Source organism: Labilibaculum sp. (genome assembly GCF_963664555.1).
Taxonomy (GTDB): Bacteria; Bacteroidota; Bacteroidia; order Bacteroidales; family Marinifilaceae; genus Labilibaculum.
On the sequence record NZ_OY761461.1, the window covers coordinates 2,904,407 to 2,922,228 of the forward strand.

Consider the following 17,822-nt stretch of genomic DNA (forward strand, 5'->3'; position numbering starts at 1 on the left):
TATATTAGAATTTACCAAATGTATTATTTTTAAAATAAGTTCGTAATAAAAAGTAAAGGACTATGCCTTTTAATATGCTGCTTCCAGTGATGCTCCACCAGACTCCGTTTAAACTCAAAATTGTATAAAAGCCGAGAAAATAGGCTCCCGGTAAACGTAATGAAGTGAAAATAACACTTACCGCGGCAGATATTTTAGTTTTTCCAAGACCATTGAAAACCCCAGCACTAATCATTTCCAAACACATAAACAACTGAGATGCAGCCAATATCATCAAATAATCTTTACCCATTGATATACTTTCAGCCTCAGGAACAAAAATGGAAAATAATGTCTGAGGAAAAAACAAAAAGATTAATGTCGTTACAGCTCCTACGGCTAAGGATATCCGTATACCCGCTTTATAAATATCGGGCACCTCTGTAATGTTTTTTGCGCCGTAGCTATGCCCAACCATAATGGTAACGGCCTGCATAATACCTCCAACAATCATAAATGTGATTGACTCGATTTGAACACCAATTTTCTGAACTGCAATAGCATTTGGCCCCCATTCGGCAATGATTCTGGCAAGAAAAATATAAATTACTGAAAATGAAATTCGCTGAATAGCTGCTGGCAATCCAACTCCGAATAAGTTTTTCAGTTTTGTTGTGTATGGCAATATCCCTTTAAAATAAATAGTATCGAATTTTTGATACACAAATAAGAAAAATACAAGACTGGACAACCTGCCAATAATCGTGGCAATAGCAGCTCCTTCAACCCCCATTTTAAAGGTGAAAATTAGCAAAGGATCCAAAACAATATTGATTAAGGTTCCAATGATACTAGCCTTAAATGAGATTTTCGTTTTACCGTGAGCATTAAAGATACTGATGAACAACAGATTCACGAAACTGATAATAATCCCAAAGGAACTTATTAGTAAATATGAAACGGCCATTTCATTAACCTGAACATCATTCATCTGAAAAAAACCAATGAACTGTTCCGGAATGGTTAAAAAAACAGAGGTGAACAAAATGGCAATGCCACCAATTCCCCATAATCCAGCAGTTGAATATCTGCCGGCAGCTTTCATATCTGCTGCACCCACTGAATGTGCTATTTTTATATTTGCACCTACTGTTACGATCGAAGCCATGGCCCAACCCAGATGTAAAAAGAACCCTGCAGAACCAACTGCAGCCACGGCTCCACTGCCCAAATATCCAACCCAAATCATATCAGTAAGATTGTAGGTCATTTGCAAAAGAAACGAGCCGATAATTGGAAAAGCAAGCTTGAGCAGCTTCTTCCCAACTTCAGAATATTTTTGTTCTCTTTTAAGTAAACTGGTGATGAATTTTAACATCTACTAAACTTCATGTGTAAGTGCAAAAGAATATGAATTGAAAACAAATGTAATTTCAAAAATACTAGCCAACTCTATTTAAGCATTTGATTGATTAATATTTCCAATTCATTTTTCAAACACATTGCTTTCCCAACACTGCAGTTAAGTGATTTTGCCATTTCCAAGGGTATATTTATTGCTTCATTTTTTAGATCCTTTCCTTTATCAGAAAGATAAATAAGAACCTTTCGTTCATCTTGGCAGCATTTTATTCTTTTAATAAAAGAAAGCTGTTCCATACGTTTCAAAAGTGGCGTTAACGTGTTTGTATTCAAATACAATTTGCATCCAATTTCGTTAACTCCAATTCCGTCTTTCTCCCATAAAACCAGAAATACCAAATACTGAGGATAGGTAATTCCCAATTGATCGAGATAAGGCTGATATTGCCTTGTCATGAGCCGTGAGGCTGCATATATTGTAAAGCATAATTGATTCTCAAGTTTGAGAGGATTGAACTCTTTGTTGGCTAAATTGTCCATATTTCTTATTTATATCGCTTGCGATGCAAATTAACGAAATTGTCTGTTAAGATCAAAAAATATAAGCTTGTATGTCTGAATATACAAGCTTATATTTTTTGATTCACCAATTTAGTTTATTCTTTCCAAAATCCATTTTGCTTAATTAGTTTATATTTGCCTGATCCTAAAAACATTACAGCAAGCCCTCCAAATAAATACATTGCATTTAATTCAATTGCCAAGCCTCCGTATTCATTCAAATGAAAAATACCATCGGGGTAAGCTGCTGGTATAGATACCAACATTGTCAGGGCAATTATCAAACCCGAAACCCTTGTGTATATACCTAATAATAAAAAAACCGGCGCAATCAATTCACCCAGATAAACTCCGTAGGAAAGCATTTCGGGCAAACCTGCTTTAACAATTAAAAATTTCACTCCTCCAATACCACTCAATAATTTCTGCACTCCATGAAACAACATCAAACCACCAACTGATAGTCGTAAAATTAGTTTTCCTAAATTTTCCATAAATGTATTTTTATTTGATTAATTTCGATATTCATTACAAATCTATGAGCTTTTATCCATGATATAAATGCACAATTTGTGTGTATTCATGTACTTTTTTTTCAAAATACAATTGCAGAATATGTTACACAATCTTTTACAAAACAATTTTGGGTTTTCTGATTTTAAACCAGGACAAAAAGAGGTGATCACTACTATACTGGAAGGAAAATCAGCAATAGCTATCTTCCCAACCGGATCCGGTAAATCTCTTTGTTACCAACTTCCTGCTCTCCAACTTCCGGAACTTACAGTGGTGGTTTCCCCTTTACTGGCTTTGATAAAAGATCAAATTGATTTTCTTCAATCAAAAAATATATCTGCGGTTCGAATCGATTCATCTCTCTCGAAAGAGGAAGAACAGGATATCATGAACGGTATCCGTGCCAAACGACACAGAATTTTAATGATATCCGTTGAACGGTTTAAAAATGAGCGTTTTCGCAGATTTCTGAAAGACATTCCAATTTCGTTGATGGTGATTGATGAAGCACATTGTATTTCTGAATGGGGACACAATTTCAGACCAGACTATTTAAAACTTCCTGATTACAAGGATACTTTTCAGGTCAAACAAGTGCTTTTGCTTACTGCAACTGCGACTCCTAAAGTTATCGAAGATATGACTAAAAAGTTTGCTGTTGATAAGTCAAATGTTACAATTACGGGATTTTACAGATCAAATTTAGATGTAAACGTTATTCCTGTTATTCAATCTGAGAAAAACAACAAATTGCTTTCATTACTGCTTCCCCGGAAAAATGAATGTGGAATTGTGTATGTAACACAGCAAAAAACAGCAGAGGTGGTTGCAGGCATATTATCCTCAAAAGGAATAGTAACCAAAGCATATCATGCCGGATTGAAAAGTGAAGACCGCGAAGATATCCAAAATCAATTTATGGCCGGTAAAGTAAATTGTGTGGTTGCAACAATTGCTTTTGGAATGGGAATCGATAAATCGAACATTCGTTACGTTATTCATTACGATCTTCCAAAATCGACAGAAAACTATTCTCAGGAAATTGGGCGGGCAGGCCGCGATGGGAAAAAATCAGATTGCATTGTTTTGGCCAATCATGACAATGTGAATGTGCTTGAGAATTTCATATTTGGAGACACTCCTGCCCTATCAGGCATAAAAGAAATTCTCAGTCGCATAAAAAAGGCTAAAACAAGCTGGGAAGTCAAGTTAAATACACTTCCTGCACATAGTAATATACGTATTCTTCCAATCAAAACCCTACTGGTTTACATGGAGATACGAGGAATTATAAAACCTCAGTACAGTTACTTTGCAGACTATCGGTTTAGCCTAAATAATGATGAAAAAAGTATCGTGGAAAAGTTCCAAGGAGAACGAAAGAAATTTATTCAGGCCATTTTCGATCATTCTGAAAAAGCCAGAAAATGGATCACAGTAAATTTTGATACCATCAGTCAAAATTATTCGACAGATAGAAATAGAATTGTTGCTGCTCTGGAATATTTCGACGCTGAGAAATTAATCAATTTGGAAGCCAAACTAATGGTTGATGTTTTTGCCGTAACAAATCCTGATTTTGATATCGATACAGTGGCGCAAGAACTTTACGACAGTTTCAAAAAGAAAGAAACAGTTGAAGTAAACAGAATTCGGGAAATGCTAAGTCTGTTCGAATCGGAAACCTGCATCAGTAAAAATATGGCCAACTATTTTGGAGAATATCCCGAATGGGAAAAATGCGGACATTGCTCCGTATGCAATTCCGGGGCGGTGAAAATTGCAAAATCACATGAACTGAAACGCTTGCATGAATACAATTATATGGAAGTATGTCAGACTGCAATTAATAAATTTGGTGATCAGTTAACTGACGAATTACTCGCGAAATTTTTATGCGGCATAAACACGCCCATTTTCACCCGTTTAAAACTGAAACAGGAAAAACACTTTGCTTATTTGGAAAATTATCGATTTGGTGATGTTCTGGAATGGGTAACATCAAATAACAAATAAAAGATTAAAAGGTATTTACATATATCACCAAAACATTTAATATTATTTTAAATTAGATCACATAAGATATAAATTCAAAATGCTTATTTTTACAGCCTCATAAAAGTGTTCTCTACTATCAGAAAGAATACATACTATATCTATTTAAATTTATTGGTTTGAAAAGAAATCCGAACTTCCCTTTTGCTCCGGCAAAAATTCCGTTTTTTTACGGATGGATTTGTATGATTGCAGGTACCATTGGTATAATCAGTAGTATTCCCGGACAAACAATGGGCGTTTCGGTATTTACCAATTACTTAATCGATTCGTTGAAATTAAGTCGCGATGCATTAAGTTCAGCCTATTTGATAGGTACTGTGGCAAGTTCTCTTTTCTTAACATATGCAGGTAAAATTTACGATAAATTTGGTGCCCGCTTCACAGCAATGATCGCTGCCTTAGGATTAGCCGTAACATTAATACTATTTTCCTATTCTGATCTTTTATCAGGATCGTTATCAAACTTTGTCAGCATCGAGTTCTCAACAGCTTCATTTATTATGATCTCTCTATTATTTTTCTTCTTACGCTTCTCGGGACAAGGAGTACTAACCTTGGCCTCACGAAACCTGATCATGAAATGGTTCGACCAGCGAAGAGGATTGGCAAATAGTCTTTCCAGTGCGATTCAATCTTTTGGATTTGCCGTATCTCCACTTTTTATAGCACTGCTTATTACCCGCTTTAACTGGAGTATTACCTACCAGATTTTGGCAGTACTTACTTTTCTGTTTGTTATTTTCGCATTTATCTTTTACCGGGATAATCCTGAAGAATGTGGCTTAATCCCTGACGGAAAAATTATTGAACCCAAACACAAAAGCAATCCAACATTTCAAACTAAAAAGCAATATACTCTAAAAGAAGCCAGAAAAACCTGGGTGTTTTGGTTGTTTACATTTGGTTTAAGTTTTAATGCGTTTTTTATTACTGGTTTCACCTTTAATGTGGTATCCATTTTCGAGTCATGCGGATATTCCGACCAAAAAGCGTTGAGTATATTTGTACCTGCTTCCATTATCTCAATTATAACAGCGATTTTTGGTAATATCCTTAGCGATTACATCAGAATGCAAAAGCTTCTGATTATTTTTCTACTTGGATGTTTGTTATCAAGTTTAGGGATTGCAATTTTAGGATCTGAAATTGGCTACTATGTATTAATAGTGGGAAATGGTATTATGGGTGGATTGTATTCGGTATTGGTAGCAATTACGTGGCCCCGTTTCTACGGACGTAAACATTTAGGCGCTATCAGCGGTTTATCAATGTCCTTGATTGTATTTTCGAGTGCGATGGCCCCTCTTTTTTTCAGTAGAATATTCACGTTAACAGGAAGTTACAACTTCGCCGGATACGCCGGTGTTGCCTATGCCCTTGTTCTTCTGATATTCTCTATAAAAGCAAAAAACCCACAATTGAAATAAGAGTAGATGCAGACTAAATCTGCACCTGTTTTGACCCAAAACATCTTATTAAAATTGACAACAATAAGAATCAATTTTTGCATAACTTAAATACAAATGGTGTTTTAGAACTAGTCTCCGGCTTTTTAGCTTCTTCATTATTTTGTTTATCCTGCTGTTTTTAATAAATTCGGGACGGCTTACTTTTGCATACTTACCAGCCACCACAGGTAAGTATTGAAAGCTATCATATTCCTATTTAGTTGATCATCTAAAAAACCAAAAGAAATGAAACATTTCATTGCCATCATTTGGCTTGTACTCTTATGCCAAAGCTCATTTAGTCAGAACGATTGGGAAAACCCACATGTATTTCAGAAGAACAGAGAAAAGGCACATGCTACTTTTTCCCCATACTCTTCCATAGAGAAGGCTTTAGCCGCTGATCCTTCAAAAGAGGAAACTATTCAGTGTTTAAATGGAAAATGGAAATTTCAATACAGCAAAAGTGCAGGCAAAAGAAATTTAGAATTTTATCAGGAAGATTTTAACGACAGCGATTGGGATGAAATTTCGGTTCCTGGAAACTGGGAAATGTACAATTATGGATTTGCCAACTATACCAATGCAGCTTATCCGTTTGAACAGAATCCACCGTTCATTACAGATTCAATCAATGCTACGGGTTCATACATCTGTTATTTCACACCATCTTCGAATTGGAAAAACAGAGAAACATATATTCAATTTGGATCGGTAAAATCAGGCTTTTATATTTGGATAAATGGTAAAAAAGTTGGTTACAGCCAAGGCTCTAAACTGCCTGCTGAATTCAACATCACTCCTTATTTAAAAGATGGCAAAAATAAACTTGCTGTTCAGGTCTTTAAATTTACTGACGGCAGTTATCTGGAAGATCAGGATTTTTGGAGATTAACCGGCATTCAACGGGATGTAAATTTATATTATCGCCCCAAAACACATATTAATGATTTTTATGCCAAAGCACTATTGGATGAAAACTATCAGAATGGTGTATTTAGTTTAGATGCTGAAATAGAAAACCATTCAAGAAAAAATACTGGTGTATATCATTTTAAATATACAATTCTGGATCGTGAAGGAAATGAAATTCTGACTGACCAATCTGAATTCAGTATGAAAAATCAGACTAAGAAAATTTCATTTACAGGTGAAATTCCCAATGTGAAAAAATGGTCGGCCGAAGAGCCAATTTATATACCCTGCTGCTAACTTTAATGAACAAAGAAAATGCAGTAGTAGAAGCCACGTCGATTAAAATTGGTTTTAGAACCAGCGAAATTAAAGGAGGACAATTATTGGTAAATGGAACTCCAATCCTGTTAAAAGGAGTTAACAGACACGAACACAATCCTTATTTTGGACATGTTGTCAACAGAAAGAATATGCTGGACGATATCCGTACCATGAAAAAATTTAATATCAATGCGGTTCGTACCTGTCATTATCCTAATGATCCTCTTTGGTATGAGCTATGCGATGAATATGGAATTTATTTGTATGATGAAGCCAATATTGAATCGCACGGAATGGGTTACGAGCCAAAGAATACTTTAGCAAATAATCCGGAATGGAAATCGGCTCATGTAGAACGAACTTCAAATATGGTGGAAAGAGATAAAAACCACCCTTCGGTAATTGTTTGGAGCATGGGTAATGAAGCCGGAACGGGTCCTAATTTTCTGGCATGTTACAAAAAGATTAATGAAATCGATGGTAACCGGCCAGTACATTACGAACGTGCTGAAAAAATGACCGACGTAAAAGAAAGACATACCGATATTATTGGTGACATGTACCGTTCAATTGAAAGCGTAGAAAAAAGATGGATTGGTACAGATTCGGAACGTCCTTTTATTTGGTGTGAATATTCTCATGCCATGGGAAACAGCAACGGTAACTTTAAGGAATATTGGGATTTAGTTCGTAAAAACCGACAAATGCAAGGTGGTTTTATTTGGGATTGGATGGATCAGGGAATTGCAAAATATACTGAAAAAGGAGAGCGGTTTTGGGCATATGGCGGTCATTTTGAACCAAAATGGGTGTATAATGACGGTAATTTTTGCTTAAATGGTGTGGTAGATCCTGATTTAACCCCGCATCCCGCTTTGTACGAAGTAAAAAAAGTATATCAAAACATTCATTTTGCGGCTGTTAATCTTTCCAAGGGAATTATCAAAGTTTCAAACGAGCAATTCTTCAAAAATTTGAATGACTACCAGATTCGCTGGGAATTACTTGCAAATGGTACTGTTCAAAAATCTGGAGAATTTACTCCTGAGGGAGTTGCCCCTCAATCTGAAAAAGAATTTACTCTCGACTTGGGTGATTTAAATCTGAACGAAGGAACAGAATATTTCATCAACCTGTTTGCTTTGCAAGCCCGGAAATCAGAACTAATCCCATTCGGTCATGTTGTTGCTTCGGAACAATTGGCGATCAGTAAATTTAAGACACCTAAGAATAATCTGATTTCTTCTGATCTGATTTCAATTCAAGAGAATGCAGATAAATTAAGCCTTGCCGGCAAGGACTTTACAGCTTCATTCTCGAAAAAATCGGGTGCTGTTACTTCCTACAAATTGAATGGTTACGAATTAATCGAAGACCAGTTAGTACCGGATTTTTGGCGTGCGCCTACCGATAATGATTTCGGAAACCAAATGCCGGAACGATGTAAAATTTGGAAACAGGCCATGAATGATGCAAGTATTCAGGAATTTACATCGAAACAAATTTCTAAATCAGAAGTTTCTGTTCATGCAAAATTACAACTGCCAAGTATTAAGGGTTCGATTGAACTTACTTATACAATTTACGGAGATGGTAAAATTGATGTAGACTATAGCTTTGAAGCTAAACAGCAAAAGTTACCGGAAATTCCGCGTATTGGATTACAGTTTAAACTACCTCAGGAATTTAATAATCTTACTTATTATGGCCGTGGCCCTCAGGAAAATTATATTGACAGAAATACCGCATCGTTTATTGGATTGTATCAATCGAATGCAGCTGATCAATATTTCCCATACAACCGACCACAGGAAAACGGACATAAAACAGACGTTCGCTGGTTAAGCCTAACCAATCAATCGGGTTTGGGAGTAAAAATAATTGCTAGCAGTGAGCCTATTGAATTCAATGCACTGCACTATACTACCTCTGACTTTGATCCGGGAACAGAGAAACTTGGACGCACGACTGCTGATGTAAAGGAGCACAAATTCGTAGAAGTTCACATCGACCACAAAATGATGGGTCTTGGCGGCGACAACAGCTGGGGAGCAAAACCGCATAATCCATATCTATATTATGCAGATAAGGTATATCATTACAGCTTTACCATTGTTCCTGTAATAAAATAGCCGGCACCTAATTATCAATAAAACACAATGCTTAAACCGATTAAAATCAGTTTAGGCATTGTTGTTTAAAGGAGTAAAACAACTAATAAAAACTACTGAACTGGTATTAAAAGCAACTCCTTCTTTTCAAGAGAAAGCTTAATTTTCTTATGATCGTTCCAGAAGGTAGTTTTCATCCTCTTCATAATTTTTTTGAATTCGGGAAGGTCTTTAATATTATCAACCAGCGGGTCTATTTCGAAGAAAAGAAGAAACCAATACTGGTAGTTATTCCCTTTCGAAAACAAGTCCAAATGTTCAATCGCTTTTTTTGTATCACCTTTTTGTGCGTAATAAACGGCTAAACTTGCATTTTGGTAGATAGACAATACCCTACTAAAATGGAGATGGTTACTTGTAAGCATTGCATTTGGCCTGTATCTTGTTCGTCTGTTGGCATTTGATCTTAAAACACCCAATTACTTACTATCAATTGAATCGAACATCTGGATTTTTGCGGTATTCGGTTTTGCCTGTAAATACCTGAACAAACCAAGTAAAGCACTTAGCTACCTAAGTCAGGCAGCCTATCCTATCTATATTTTACACATGGTATTTATGTTTCTGGCTGCGGTTCTTATTTTGCCTCTTGAGATGCCGGTTTTCGCAAAATTCGTTATGGTTATCGCCTTTACAACGGTAGGATCTTTTATACTGTACGAATTGCTTATTAAGAGAATTGGTTTTCTAAGACCATTGTTTGGTCTTAAAACAAGAAGTGTGCTTGAGCTGAGCGTAAAATATTAATATACTGAAAGCAAGAAAGTCCAAATCTCTTCATCATTAAAAAAACAAGAGCCTAAATTGTAGTACACATGAATACACTAAGGCATTATTTTTGTGGCAATTAGACTGATAATTTTAAAATTTGTAATGATGAAGAGATGGATGTTTTTTGTATTACTTGGTTTGATGACGGGCTGTTTAGACGATTCGGACTATGTTTACATTCGCGAACACAAGCAGAGCATATTGCTGCTGCAGGTTGACTACACCAGTTACGAATTTGAGCAAGGTACAGAACTGTTTCTGCATACTGAATATTCAGATGCTGATACTATTCCTATTGGTGTAGATTACGATCCTCCGGGAGATTTTGGAAATATCAGTTTATTTTATGAACCAGGCCATGAGGTAATTTTTAATGGTTCGATAGTTTGGGATGGAACCGGACATTTAAAATTCCCAAAATGGTTCTATTATCCTTCACAGTTTGCCACTTTGAATACTCCGGTTGAAAAACCTGATGATGATGAATTTCAAATCATTTTTCCGGAAGAGGGACTTGAGTATCCACTTGATTCCATTTGGAATGCAGTTAATCATTTATCAATTGTATCAAGATATCTTAAAAGTGGTAAAAAAATCGGTGTTTTTCGTTACACTCCCAGTGTTGGTGCTGGAGATCCAAACGAATGGGACTGGTATGTAATAATGAATACAAATTAAAGATGAAAACAATTTTAGTTCACAAGTAATTTTGATCACACAAAAGAGGATAAGAAAGCAATCTTATCCTCTTTTATTAATGGCACAATCGTCTATTTTACAGTTTTCTTCAAGGTTCCCAAATAAGTCCAATTCAAATCTCTTGTTTTTAATGCTTCGTCTATTTTCATTTGTGTTTCGGCATCAACATTAAATACTTCATTACGACCATAAGTATCAAAATAGTGAAGATAATCTTTAAACATATCAAAAGTCATATGAGTAGTCGGAACTTTACTGCCCGAAGGCATCAGTACTCTTGCCAAAGCCCAATGGCTCATACTTCCGGCTTCTACTCTTTCCTGATGCATTGGAAGAAAAAGATCTATTTCAGCCTTCTCATACTCATCCATTTTACCTTTGGCAGCCTCCATAAAATTCATCCGCATAACAGTTCCTAAATCCATTTTAAAATTATCGTCCGTGGTCTTAATTACTTTTAAAAACATTCTTTTACTAAGTTCTCTTGATTTCTCACCATTCTGCAATGCTTTCCTTAATTCCTCATCCGACATGGCAGGATAAGCTTTTTTTGCTGCACTCCACACATCTCCATCCGATAAAGCTTTTACCGGATCGTCATAGATAGTGACCGTTACATACTGATAGCCCTGCTCTGTTCCACCAGGTTTTAATGACCATAAATCCCAACCTTTAATTTCTCCGCTTTTAAGGCGTTCAGCATGTATTTTTTCCCAAAAAGTTTCTGTCTCCCAATAATTCATTTCCTGATCATTAGTAACTTTCATGAATTCAAAAACCAGAAACCGCTCTTGCTGTGCAATACCTGCACCGCAAAACAATACCATAATAACAAATAGTAGTATTTTTTTCATAACAACCAGTTTTAGGTGAATAAAACTTAAGTTACAGCTTTTTATCACTTTGTACAATAGAAAATAACATCCAATCCTTTAAATAGATATTCATAACAAATCCAAATTAGAAACAACCAAGCCATTTTACCAATTAATTATACTGCACGTTTTGTTTATCAGAGAGCTTTTGATAAATTCGAAATCACACTTCATTTAAAACAAGTTAGCTGATCATGATTACAATAAAATCTTTGGCAGGAATTCGTTTTCCTGAGCTTTTCGAAGCTTTTAGCCAGGCATTTAACGATTATGAAATACAATTAGACAGTGAGGAATTAAAAACCATGCTGCACCGCAGAGGATTCCTTCCCGAACTATCTTTTGGCGCATTTGATGACAATAAATTGGTAGCTTTTACCTGCAATGGAATCGGTTCTTTTAACGGAACTAAAATAGCCTACGATACCGGAACCGGAACTGTCAAAGAATATCGGGGACAAGGATTGGCCGGCAAAATATTCAACTACTCCATTCCATTTTTAAAAGAGGCGGGTATTTTTCAGTACTTGCTGGAGGTATTGCAGCACAATACAAAAGCAATATCAGTATATAAAAAGCTGGGCTTTTGCGTGAGCCGTGAGTTCAACTATTTCGTTCAGAAAAATGAGGACATAAAAGTTGATTCCATGAAATTAAATCCTGCCTATGCTTTTAAGCCAATCGATTTATCGCAAGCCGAAAAACAGAGTTCATTCTGCGACTTCATACCATCCTGGCAAAATAGTTTCGAAGCCATATCAAGAAAACCGGATAATTTTACTCTACTGGGAGTATTTAAGGAAGAGCAACTATTGGCTTATGGTATTTTTGAAGCTAAATCGGGCGACATTACCCAAATTGCTGTTGAACCAATACACAGACGAAAAGGCATTGGCAGCCTGCTTCTTAAAGAAATGGTGAAATTGAATCAACACAACTCCATAAAATGCATCAATGCGGAAATAGAGTGCGGATCGATTACGGAGTTTCTTAAATCAAACTCAATTTTAGTTAGCGGGAAACAGTTTGAAATGATAATGGAATTGTAAGTCAGCTAAAATCAAAAAAAAAAATGCTTTGAGACAGGAATAAAATACAACTCTTAACACCCAACAAATTAACCTATGAAAATCAGAATTAAATCTGCAGAAACAACTCTTTTAATCCTCGGCATTTACCAAATTATTGGTGCAATCGTGGGATTCTATATAATTGCCGTCTTACTATTCCGAACTGGAACTATTAACGGCCCCTTACTCCTTATCTTATTTATTGCAATAGGACTGTACTTACTTTCACTAAAAGCAGGAACTTTACTATTAAAAAAAGAGTACAGGTCAGGAATAATCGTTTCTATGGTATCGCAGATATTACAACTAGTAAGTATAGCTTTTGGTGGCTACAAGTATTTCTTTGTATCGGGAGCAAAATTTAATGTTGGCTTTAATTTTACAGAAGGTTTTCTTTTCAATTTCGATTTTGGTATAACATCTACATTTACAATCATGTTGAATGTTTCAGATAAAGAATATTACATCTATTTAAACCTGCTGACTGTATTCCTTTTGTATCTATTCAACGATTTGTATTTGGAAATTACGAAGAACAAAGAACAAAATACTGCTATAGAAGAAGGTATACCTAATATGAAGATCAATTAGTCTCAACAAATACAAGCACCCCAATGTACAACCTGTTTTTTGATTTTTTAGTCCAATTTGTTGGAGCCTTTGTTGTTTGGTTTTTTAAAGGTTGTAAAGGAAAACTATCAGATGAAATGGCTGGACCCTACGATAGCGACTCTAAAACATGGCGTAATTTTGCGATCACCTTACTCATATTTCTAATAGGCTTTGCAATAGTTTTCAAAATTGGGGTATCGAATAGTGAAGTGGAGAAAAAAACTTATGAGATACATCACAAAAGATAGTGGCTCCTTTGTTCTTCGAACATCTCCCCTTTAAAAAGGAAGAAACCTTCACAAACAGAACCTTCCCATCTTGAGGGGAAGTGCCGACAGGCGAAGGGGTGAACAAACATATAATCAAATGCAAAACGTCAAATAAAACACCCCTCTGTCCTACGGACATCTCCCCTTAAAAAGGGAGAATCGTTCACAAACCAAGTCTTCCCTTCCTGAGGGTACCGTAACGCAGCGAAGATCGTAAACGCTATTTGAAACAATATTGTGAACAAAGTGCCGATCCCTACACGTCGGGAAAAGGGTGTTAATTCCAATAACAAAGAACGCAATGCAAAGAAGCTCTCCCTATCCCTCTCCTTCTGGAGAGGAGAATACAGCTTCCTAATGTAAAAAATTTGAATGTGGAATACTCCCTTCTCCTGAGGAGAAGAGCCTGGGTTGAGGTGTATCAAAAAAATCCCCCCAACAGCTAACCATCTGTAAGGAGGAACATTGCAACATTAAAAAACCAAAAAATCTATTCTGTTTCGCTAAGCTCTTCCGATTTTCGGTTGCTTCTTATCTTTTGCGACAGTTCCAATTTCAGAATGCACTCATTAATTTTTTTAATCATGATATCCAGTTCACTACCCGCAGTTAAACCCGACATAGCTTCCAGATATTTAAACATTCCATCTAAACTTTCAGCAAGGTTCCTACGAAATAATTTCGTTTCGTTCTCGCGTTTTTGATCCGCATTTTTACTGTTTCGTTCATCAAGAATCAAAACAAGCGCATCCAAGGCTATTTGCACATTATCAACAATCTCTTTAATACCCAGTTGCTGTATTGCCAATTTTGCTTCCTCTACATTTTCGCAATCGGCTAAAAACATTTTTGCTTTTGCATTTTGTTCCTGCAAACTCTCCTGATGCAGGTTGTAGCCATGCGTTTTACTTAAATTGATTAAAACTTCGGCGGCCTTGTGCATTTTCTTATCCGGGTGCAGCTCATAACACAAACAAATGTATTTTAAAGCCCTCCATGCGTTATTAAAATGCTTGTCGGCAAGTCCTGCTCCGGCAGTTTCCGTTATCGTGTTCAATTTATTCAACTGAACCACCAAATTATTCAAACTGGCATCAACCCGGGTATAAAAACCAGGAATCCCCAGCCCTACCCAATCATACGATTTGGTTATTGAAATTACATCATTTCCAAGCGATACAAATTCAGCATTTCTGAATCTACTTTTACTAAAACCCTCAATTTTCATTTTCTTACAATTTAAAATTCGATAAAAAACCTTCAATTCTATGGGCGAAAGCAGTAAAGAATCAGCAGTACCTGCCTCGCTTTTCTCCCATCATTATATTTTTATGCCGATAATGCTTTCGCTCCGCAGCGAAGCATATATCAGTATGTCGGAAGTCTCTTCGCAGCAGGCAGATGACTCCATTTTCATTTCAAAAGCCCCTTCGCATTGCTGAGAGATAGCTTTCTTGCTGCACAACATGCCTCCGCACCAGTAAAAACCACCTTTTTTATGCCAATGATACCTCCCCCCCAAAGCGATAACACTATAACAATAAAAAAACAGCCTTCGCAGTTAGCAAACAACACTATTGTTATGCTTAAAACACCTCCCCACCAAAGCGATGACACTATGACAATAAAAAAACAGCCTTCGCAGTCGGCAGACGACACTATTGTTATGCTTAAAACACCTCCCCACCAAAGCAATTACACTATTGCCATTGCGAAAAGCCTTTAAACATAGGCATTCCTCAGTTTGAACAAAAATTGATGCCCTTCACTGATGATGCTTGCTGGTTTCATTCACCCCAACTTCTTCTAAACCTACTTTTAGTGAAACAAATGCCTCGGCCGAGTCATTCTCCTTAACAAAACAGTTTCTAAGTTATGAATAAATTAATGAACAATAAAAATATCAATCAAAGTTTTTTTCAAATACAGCCCAATTACTATGTAATATTATGTCTGAAAATGCTGTAAACATCAGCTTTCGCTGACGGTAAAAAAAAATACATTTATTTTATTTTTACGGTTAAACTGAGGCGAAATAATTAAAAAAACAGAAAGAAGAAATAACTTTAGTAAAAAACCAATTTTAGCTGACTAACAAATATATTTGGCGAACCAAATTAATTTACACCTGCACAAACAAAGCCAAAAAGCCCCGCAACAAGCACAAACTACCATTTAACCGGCAAATAGTTATCAGGATTGATTCTAATAAACAAAAGTACTTGTACTTTTATTTTTATGCTTACCTTGGGGATCGCTTAAGGAAACATTGGTGTTTTTTTACATAGGTACACTGTTTTGTGCCTTTATTAAAGGCCTATCAAATGAATAGTAAGCAATAGATTTTATTATAAACACTTAAGAATGGAAAATTCGTTTTTTGACAGCAAAACATCTTCTGAAATAAAAATTTTTCAAATAGATAAATTATTCTACGAATTAAAATCACTTGGCTCTAATGAAAAAATAGTAAATTTTATTGTTGACAGACATCGCGAAAAGGTTAAGGATAAAAAATCAATTGGAATACCAACACCACAATGTAAAACTGATACAATTACTTATTATTCATACGTCTATAATGAAAAGATAAAAGATTCATACTGGAAAATATTTCTTCCCACTTCTATTACCGAATCTCATGACTTTCAAATTCAAAAAATATCTTTTGTGCTTTTTGCTTCAATAGGCGATTATTTATTTGCAATAGTTGGTGGTGGTGGAATTAGAGTTATTAAAAGATATTTAAATAATAGATTTGGCATTGAACTTTTTGAACATCTTACTATTCCAAAAGATGATTTAATAACGTCCATAACCGTTAGGGGAATCTCAGGAAGATTAACAGAACAAAGTGAAATTTTCCGGAATGGGCAAACATTGCTAGATTCTTTACGATTTACAGAAATCCCAACCAAAATCAATATAGTTCTAAGAAAAGATTTAATAGATAGTGTATTTGATTTTATGAATTTTAACACGGATGTTATTCATCTTGAAATAGGTTCATATTTTTTTATAAAATATAGATTGTCTTTTGAAGAATTACATAATTTGATTGGTGCAATAAATGATATAATGTCAAATACAGAACCAAACCCTTTATCATCTTTTATCAGGGAAAATAATTCTACCACCATTAATAATTTATACCAAAAGATACTATGTCAAGGTTTAATGGATACGATGCTAAATATCTATTCACAAAGAAGACGAGAGAATTCAAATAATTTAGATATAGATTTTGTACATCCATCAAGAATACAAGAATTCTACGAATGTGACAAGTATGAACTAAAGGCAAAACGTCAAAGAAATCCTTTTTATACAACAAATGACAAATCCACTCTTTTCAAAGCTGGTCTTAAATATTTATTTGATGAAATAGGTGAATCAAATCGACAATTTGATTTTGATACAATAATTTTAGGAATACGAGTATATGGCTATAGGGGAAAACAGCGTATTACACACGCCATGTTTTTACAACATATAACCACGGAAATTCGATTTCAAAAAAAACCAATATTCCACATTGATAATTTATGGTACCGAGTTCAAAATGATTTTGTTAATACGATAAATGAAAGATGTATTAATATGATTGAAAAAAACTATTTAAACAATCCAATACTTGACATCCCGTGGGATAGAGAAAAAATGGATGAAGGTGAATATAACCTCTTATACTCGAATAAGGATAACGTAATTGTATTAGACAAAATGCTAGGACAAAACATTGAGTTTTGTGATTTGATGATAGAAAAAGAAGATATCATTTATTTGGTTCACGTTAAGGATGGATTTGATGCCAAAATGCGTGACCTTTCAAATCAAATTTTAATTTCTGCAAACCGATTTTGGAATGACATCAATTCTGATAATAATGAATTTTTAATAGATGTTATTGACAGATACAATAATAACAACAATGAATTACAACTTGATAAAAATAATTTCCTAAGCAAATTCAAGATGAATAAAGAAATAATTTTTGTGATGGCATATAATTCAAACAAGCCAAACTTAAAAATAAAAGATCGAATTCTTACTAGTAAATCGAATATTGCAAAATATTCATTAGTTCAATGCGCCCAAGATATGACCTCTCGATACTCTTTAAAAATTGTAGATATAGCTGACATTAAAGATTTAACAATAACACATACTCCGAGTAGAAACAACTAAAATAATT

15 protein-coding genes are annotated in these 17,822 nt (G+C 35.2%); 9 read left to right on the forward strand and 6 right to left on the reverse strand.

Annotated features, from left to right (window positions below; genetic code table 11):
* Positions 1 to 4: 4 nt before the first annotated feature.
* The 3 genes from ACKU4N_RS11620 to ACKU4N_RS11630 all read right to left on the reverse strand — a co-directional run bounded on the left by ACKU4N_RS11620 (position 5) and on the right by ACKU4N_RS11630 (position 2,396).
* Entirely contained in the window at positions 5 to 1,357 is a 1,353-nt protein-coding gene (locus tag ACKU4N_RS11620) for an MATE family efflux transporter (RefSeq protein WP_321316485.1), read from the reverse strand.
* A gap of 74 nt (positions 1,358 to 1,431) precedes the next feature.
* On the reverse strand, positions 1,432 to 1,881 hold the full coding sequence (locus ACKU4N_RS11625) for a MarR family winged helix-turn-helix transcriptional regulator (RefSeq protein WP_321316486.1): 450 nt from the start codon (positions 1,879 to 1,881) through the stop codon (positions 1,432 to 1,434).
* A 116-nt stretch (positions 1,882 to 1,997) separates the two neighbouring features.
* Positions 1,998 to 2,396, reverse strand: coding sequence for a DoxX family protein (locus tag ACKU4N_RS11630; RefSeq protein WP_321316487.1), 399 nt, complete (start codon positions 2,394 to 2,396; stop codon positions 1,998 to 2,000).
* A gap of 121 nt (positions 2,397 to 2,517) precedes the next feature.
* Between ACKU4N_RS11630 and ACKU4N_RS11635 the strand changes: the two genes are divergently transcribed.
* From ACKU4N_RS11635 to ACKU4N_RS11650, 4 genes are all read left to right on the forward strand, one after another.
* The gene (locus tag ACKU4N_RS11635) at positions 2,518 to 4,434 is read left to right on the forward strand and encodes a RecQ family ATP-dependent DNA helicase (protein WP_321316488.1); all 1,917 of its coding nucleotides are present in this window, start codon (positions 2,518 to 2,520) and stop codon (positions 4,432 to 4,434) included.
* 158 nt (positions 4,435 to 4,592) lie between these two features.
* Positions 4,593 to 5,903 (forward strand): MFS transporter, encoded by a 1,311-nt coding sequence (locus ACKU4N_RS11640; protein WP_321316489.1) that lies wholly within the window; start codon positions 4,593 to 4,595, stop codon positions 5,901 to 5,903.
* A 267-nt stretch (positions 5,904 to 6,170) separates the two neighbouring features.
* Positions 6,171 to 7,136, forward strand: coding sequence for a sugar-binding domain-containing protein (locus ACKU4N_RS11645; protein ID WP_321316490.1), 966 nt, complete (start codon positions 6,171 to 6,173; stop codon positions 7,134 to 7,136).
* A 5-nt stretch (positions 7,137 to 7,141) separates the two neighbouring features.
* Positions 7,142 to 9,292, forward strand: coding sequence for a glycoside hydrolase family 2 TIM barrel-domain containing protein (locus ACKU4N_RS11650; protein ID WP_321316491.1), 2,151 nt, complete (start codon positions 7,142 to 7,144; stop codon positions 9,290 to 9,292).
* Between the two features lie 92 nt (positions 9,293 to 9,384).
* On the opposite strand, the gene ACKU4N_RS11655 is transcribed toward ACKU4N_RS11650, so the two are convergent.
* On the reverse strand, positions 9,385 to 9,696 hold the full coding sequence (locus ACKU4N_RS11655; protein WP_321316492.1) for a hypothetical protein: 312 nt from the start codon (positions 9,694 to 9,696) through the stop codon (positions 9,385 to 9,387).
* Between the two features lie 28 nt (positions 9,697 to 9,724).
* On the opposite strand from ACKU4N_RS11655, the gene ACKU4N_RS11660 reads away from it, so the two are divergent.
* Both ACKU4N_RS11660 and ACKU4N_RS11665 read left to right on the forward strand, forming a co-directional pair.
* Positions 9,725 to 10,078, forward strand: a complete 354-nt coding sequence (locus ACKU4N_RS11660) for an acyltransferase family protein (protein WP_321316493.1) — start codon at positions 9,725 to 9,727, stop codon at positions 10,076 to 10,078.
* A gap of 126 nt (positions 10,079 to 10,204) precedes the next feature.
* A complete protein-coding gene (locus ACKU4N_RS11665; RefSeq protein ID WP_321316494.1) occupies positions 10,205 to 10,780 on the forward strand; it encodes a hypothetical protein in 576 nt (191 codons plus the stop codon).
* Positions 10,781 to 10,872: 92 nt separating this feature from the next.
* Here ACKU4N_RS11665 and ACKU4N_RS11670 read toward each other — a convergent pair whose 3' ends face one another.
* A complete protein-coding gene (locus ACKU4N_RS11670; RefSeq protein WP_321316495.1) occupies positions 10,873 to 11,655 on the reverse strand; it encodes a hypothetical protein in 783 nt (260 codons plus the stop codon).
* Between the two features lie 215 nt (positions 11,656 to 11,870).
* Here ACKU4N_RS11670 and ACKU4N_RS11675 point away from each other — a divergent pair, with 215 nt between their 5' ends.
* Together ACKU4N_RS11675 and ACKU4N_RS11680 are read left to right on the forward strand one after the other, a co-directional pair.
* The gene (locus ACKU4N_RS11675) at positions 11,871 to 12,725 is read left to right on the forward strand and encodes a GNAT family N-acetyltransferase (RefSeq protein WP_321316496.1); all 855 of its coding nucleotides are present in this window, start codon (positions 11,871 to 11,873) and stop codon (positions 12,723 to 12,725) included.
* Between the two features lie 75 nt (positions 12,726 to 12,800).
* On the forward strand, positions 12,801 to 13,337 hold the full coding sequence (locus ACKU4N_RS11680) for a hypothetical protein (protein WP_321316497.1): 537 nt from the start codon (positions 12,801 to 12,803) through the stop codon (positions 13,335 to 13,337).
* A gap of 780 nt (positions 13,338 to 14,117) precedes the next feature.
* Here the strand turns inward: ACKU4N_RS11680 and ACKU4N_RS11685 are convergent.
* Complete coding sequence (locus ACKU4N_RS11685; RefSeq protein WP_321316498.1) at positions 14,118 to 14,855, reverse strand: DUF6261 family protein; 738 nt, start codon at positions 14,853 to 14,855, stop codon at positions 14,118 to 14,120.
* Positions 14,856 to 15,991: 1,136 nt separating this feature from the next.
* Here ACKU4N_RS11685 and ACKU4N_RS11690 point away from each other — a divergent pair.
* Positions 15,992 to 17,815 (forward strand): DUF6119 family protein, encoded by a 1,824-nt coding sequence (locus tag ACKU4N_RS11690; RefSeq protein ID WP_321316499.1) that lies wholly within the window; start codon positions 15,992 to 15,994, stop codon positions 17,813 to 17,815.
* Positions 17,816 to 17,822: the final 7 nt, after the last annotated feature.

Coding starts and splice junctions, on each gene's coding strand:
- ACKU4N_RS11665 (WP_321316494.1), top strand. CDS start 10,205: ATGATGAAGAGATGGATGTTTTTTGTATTACTTGGTTTGATGACGGGC.
- ACKU4N_RS11675 (WP_321316496.1), top strand. CDS start 11,871: ATGATTACAATAAAATCTTTGGCAGGAATTCGTTTTCCTGAGCTTTTC.
- ACKU4N_RS11645 (WP_321316490.1), top strand. CDS start 6,171: ATGAAACATTTCATTGCCATCATTTGGCTTGTACTCTTATGCCAAAGC.
- ACKU4N_RS11685 (WP_321316498.1), bottom strand. CDS start 14,855: ATGAAAATTGAGGGTTTTAGTAAAAGTAGATTCAGAAATGCTGAATTT.
- ACKU4N_RS11620 (WP_321316485.1), bottom strand. CDS start 1,357: ATGTTAAAATTCATCACCAGTTTACTTAAAAGAGAACAAAAATATTCT.
- ACKU4N_RS11690 (WP_321316499.1), top strand. CDS start 15,992: ATGGAAAATTCGTTTTTTGACAGCAAAACATCTTCTGAAATAAAAATT.
- ACKU4N_RS11650 (WP_321316491.1), top strand. CDS start 7,142: ATGAACAAAGAAAATGCAGTAGTAGAAGCCACGTCGATTAAAATTGGT.
- ACKU4N_RS11680 (WP_321316497.1), top strand. CDS start 12,801: ATGAAAATCAGAATTAAATCTGCAGAAACAACTCTTTTAATCCTCGGC.
- ACKU4N_RS11625 (WP_321316486.1), bottom strand. CDS start 1,881: ATGGACAATTTAGCCAACAAAGAGTTCAATCCTCTCAAACTTGAGAAT.
- ACKU4N_RS11635 (WP_321316488.1), top strand. CDS start 2,518: ATGTTACACAATCTTTTACAAAACAATTTTGGGTTTTCTGATTTTAAA.
- ACKU4N_RS11630 (WP_321316487.1), bottom strand. CDS start 2,396: ATGGAAAATTTAGGAAAACTAATTTTACGACTATCAGTTGGTGGTTTG.
- ACKU4N_RS11655 (WP_321316492.1), bottom strand. CDS start 9,696: ATGCTTACAAGTAACCATCTCCATTTTAGTAGGGTATTGTCTATCTAC.
- ACKU4N_RS11670 (WP_321316495.1), bottom strand. CDS start 11,655: ATGAAAAAAATACTACTATTTGTTATTATGGTATTGTTTTGCGGTGCA.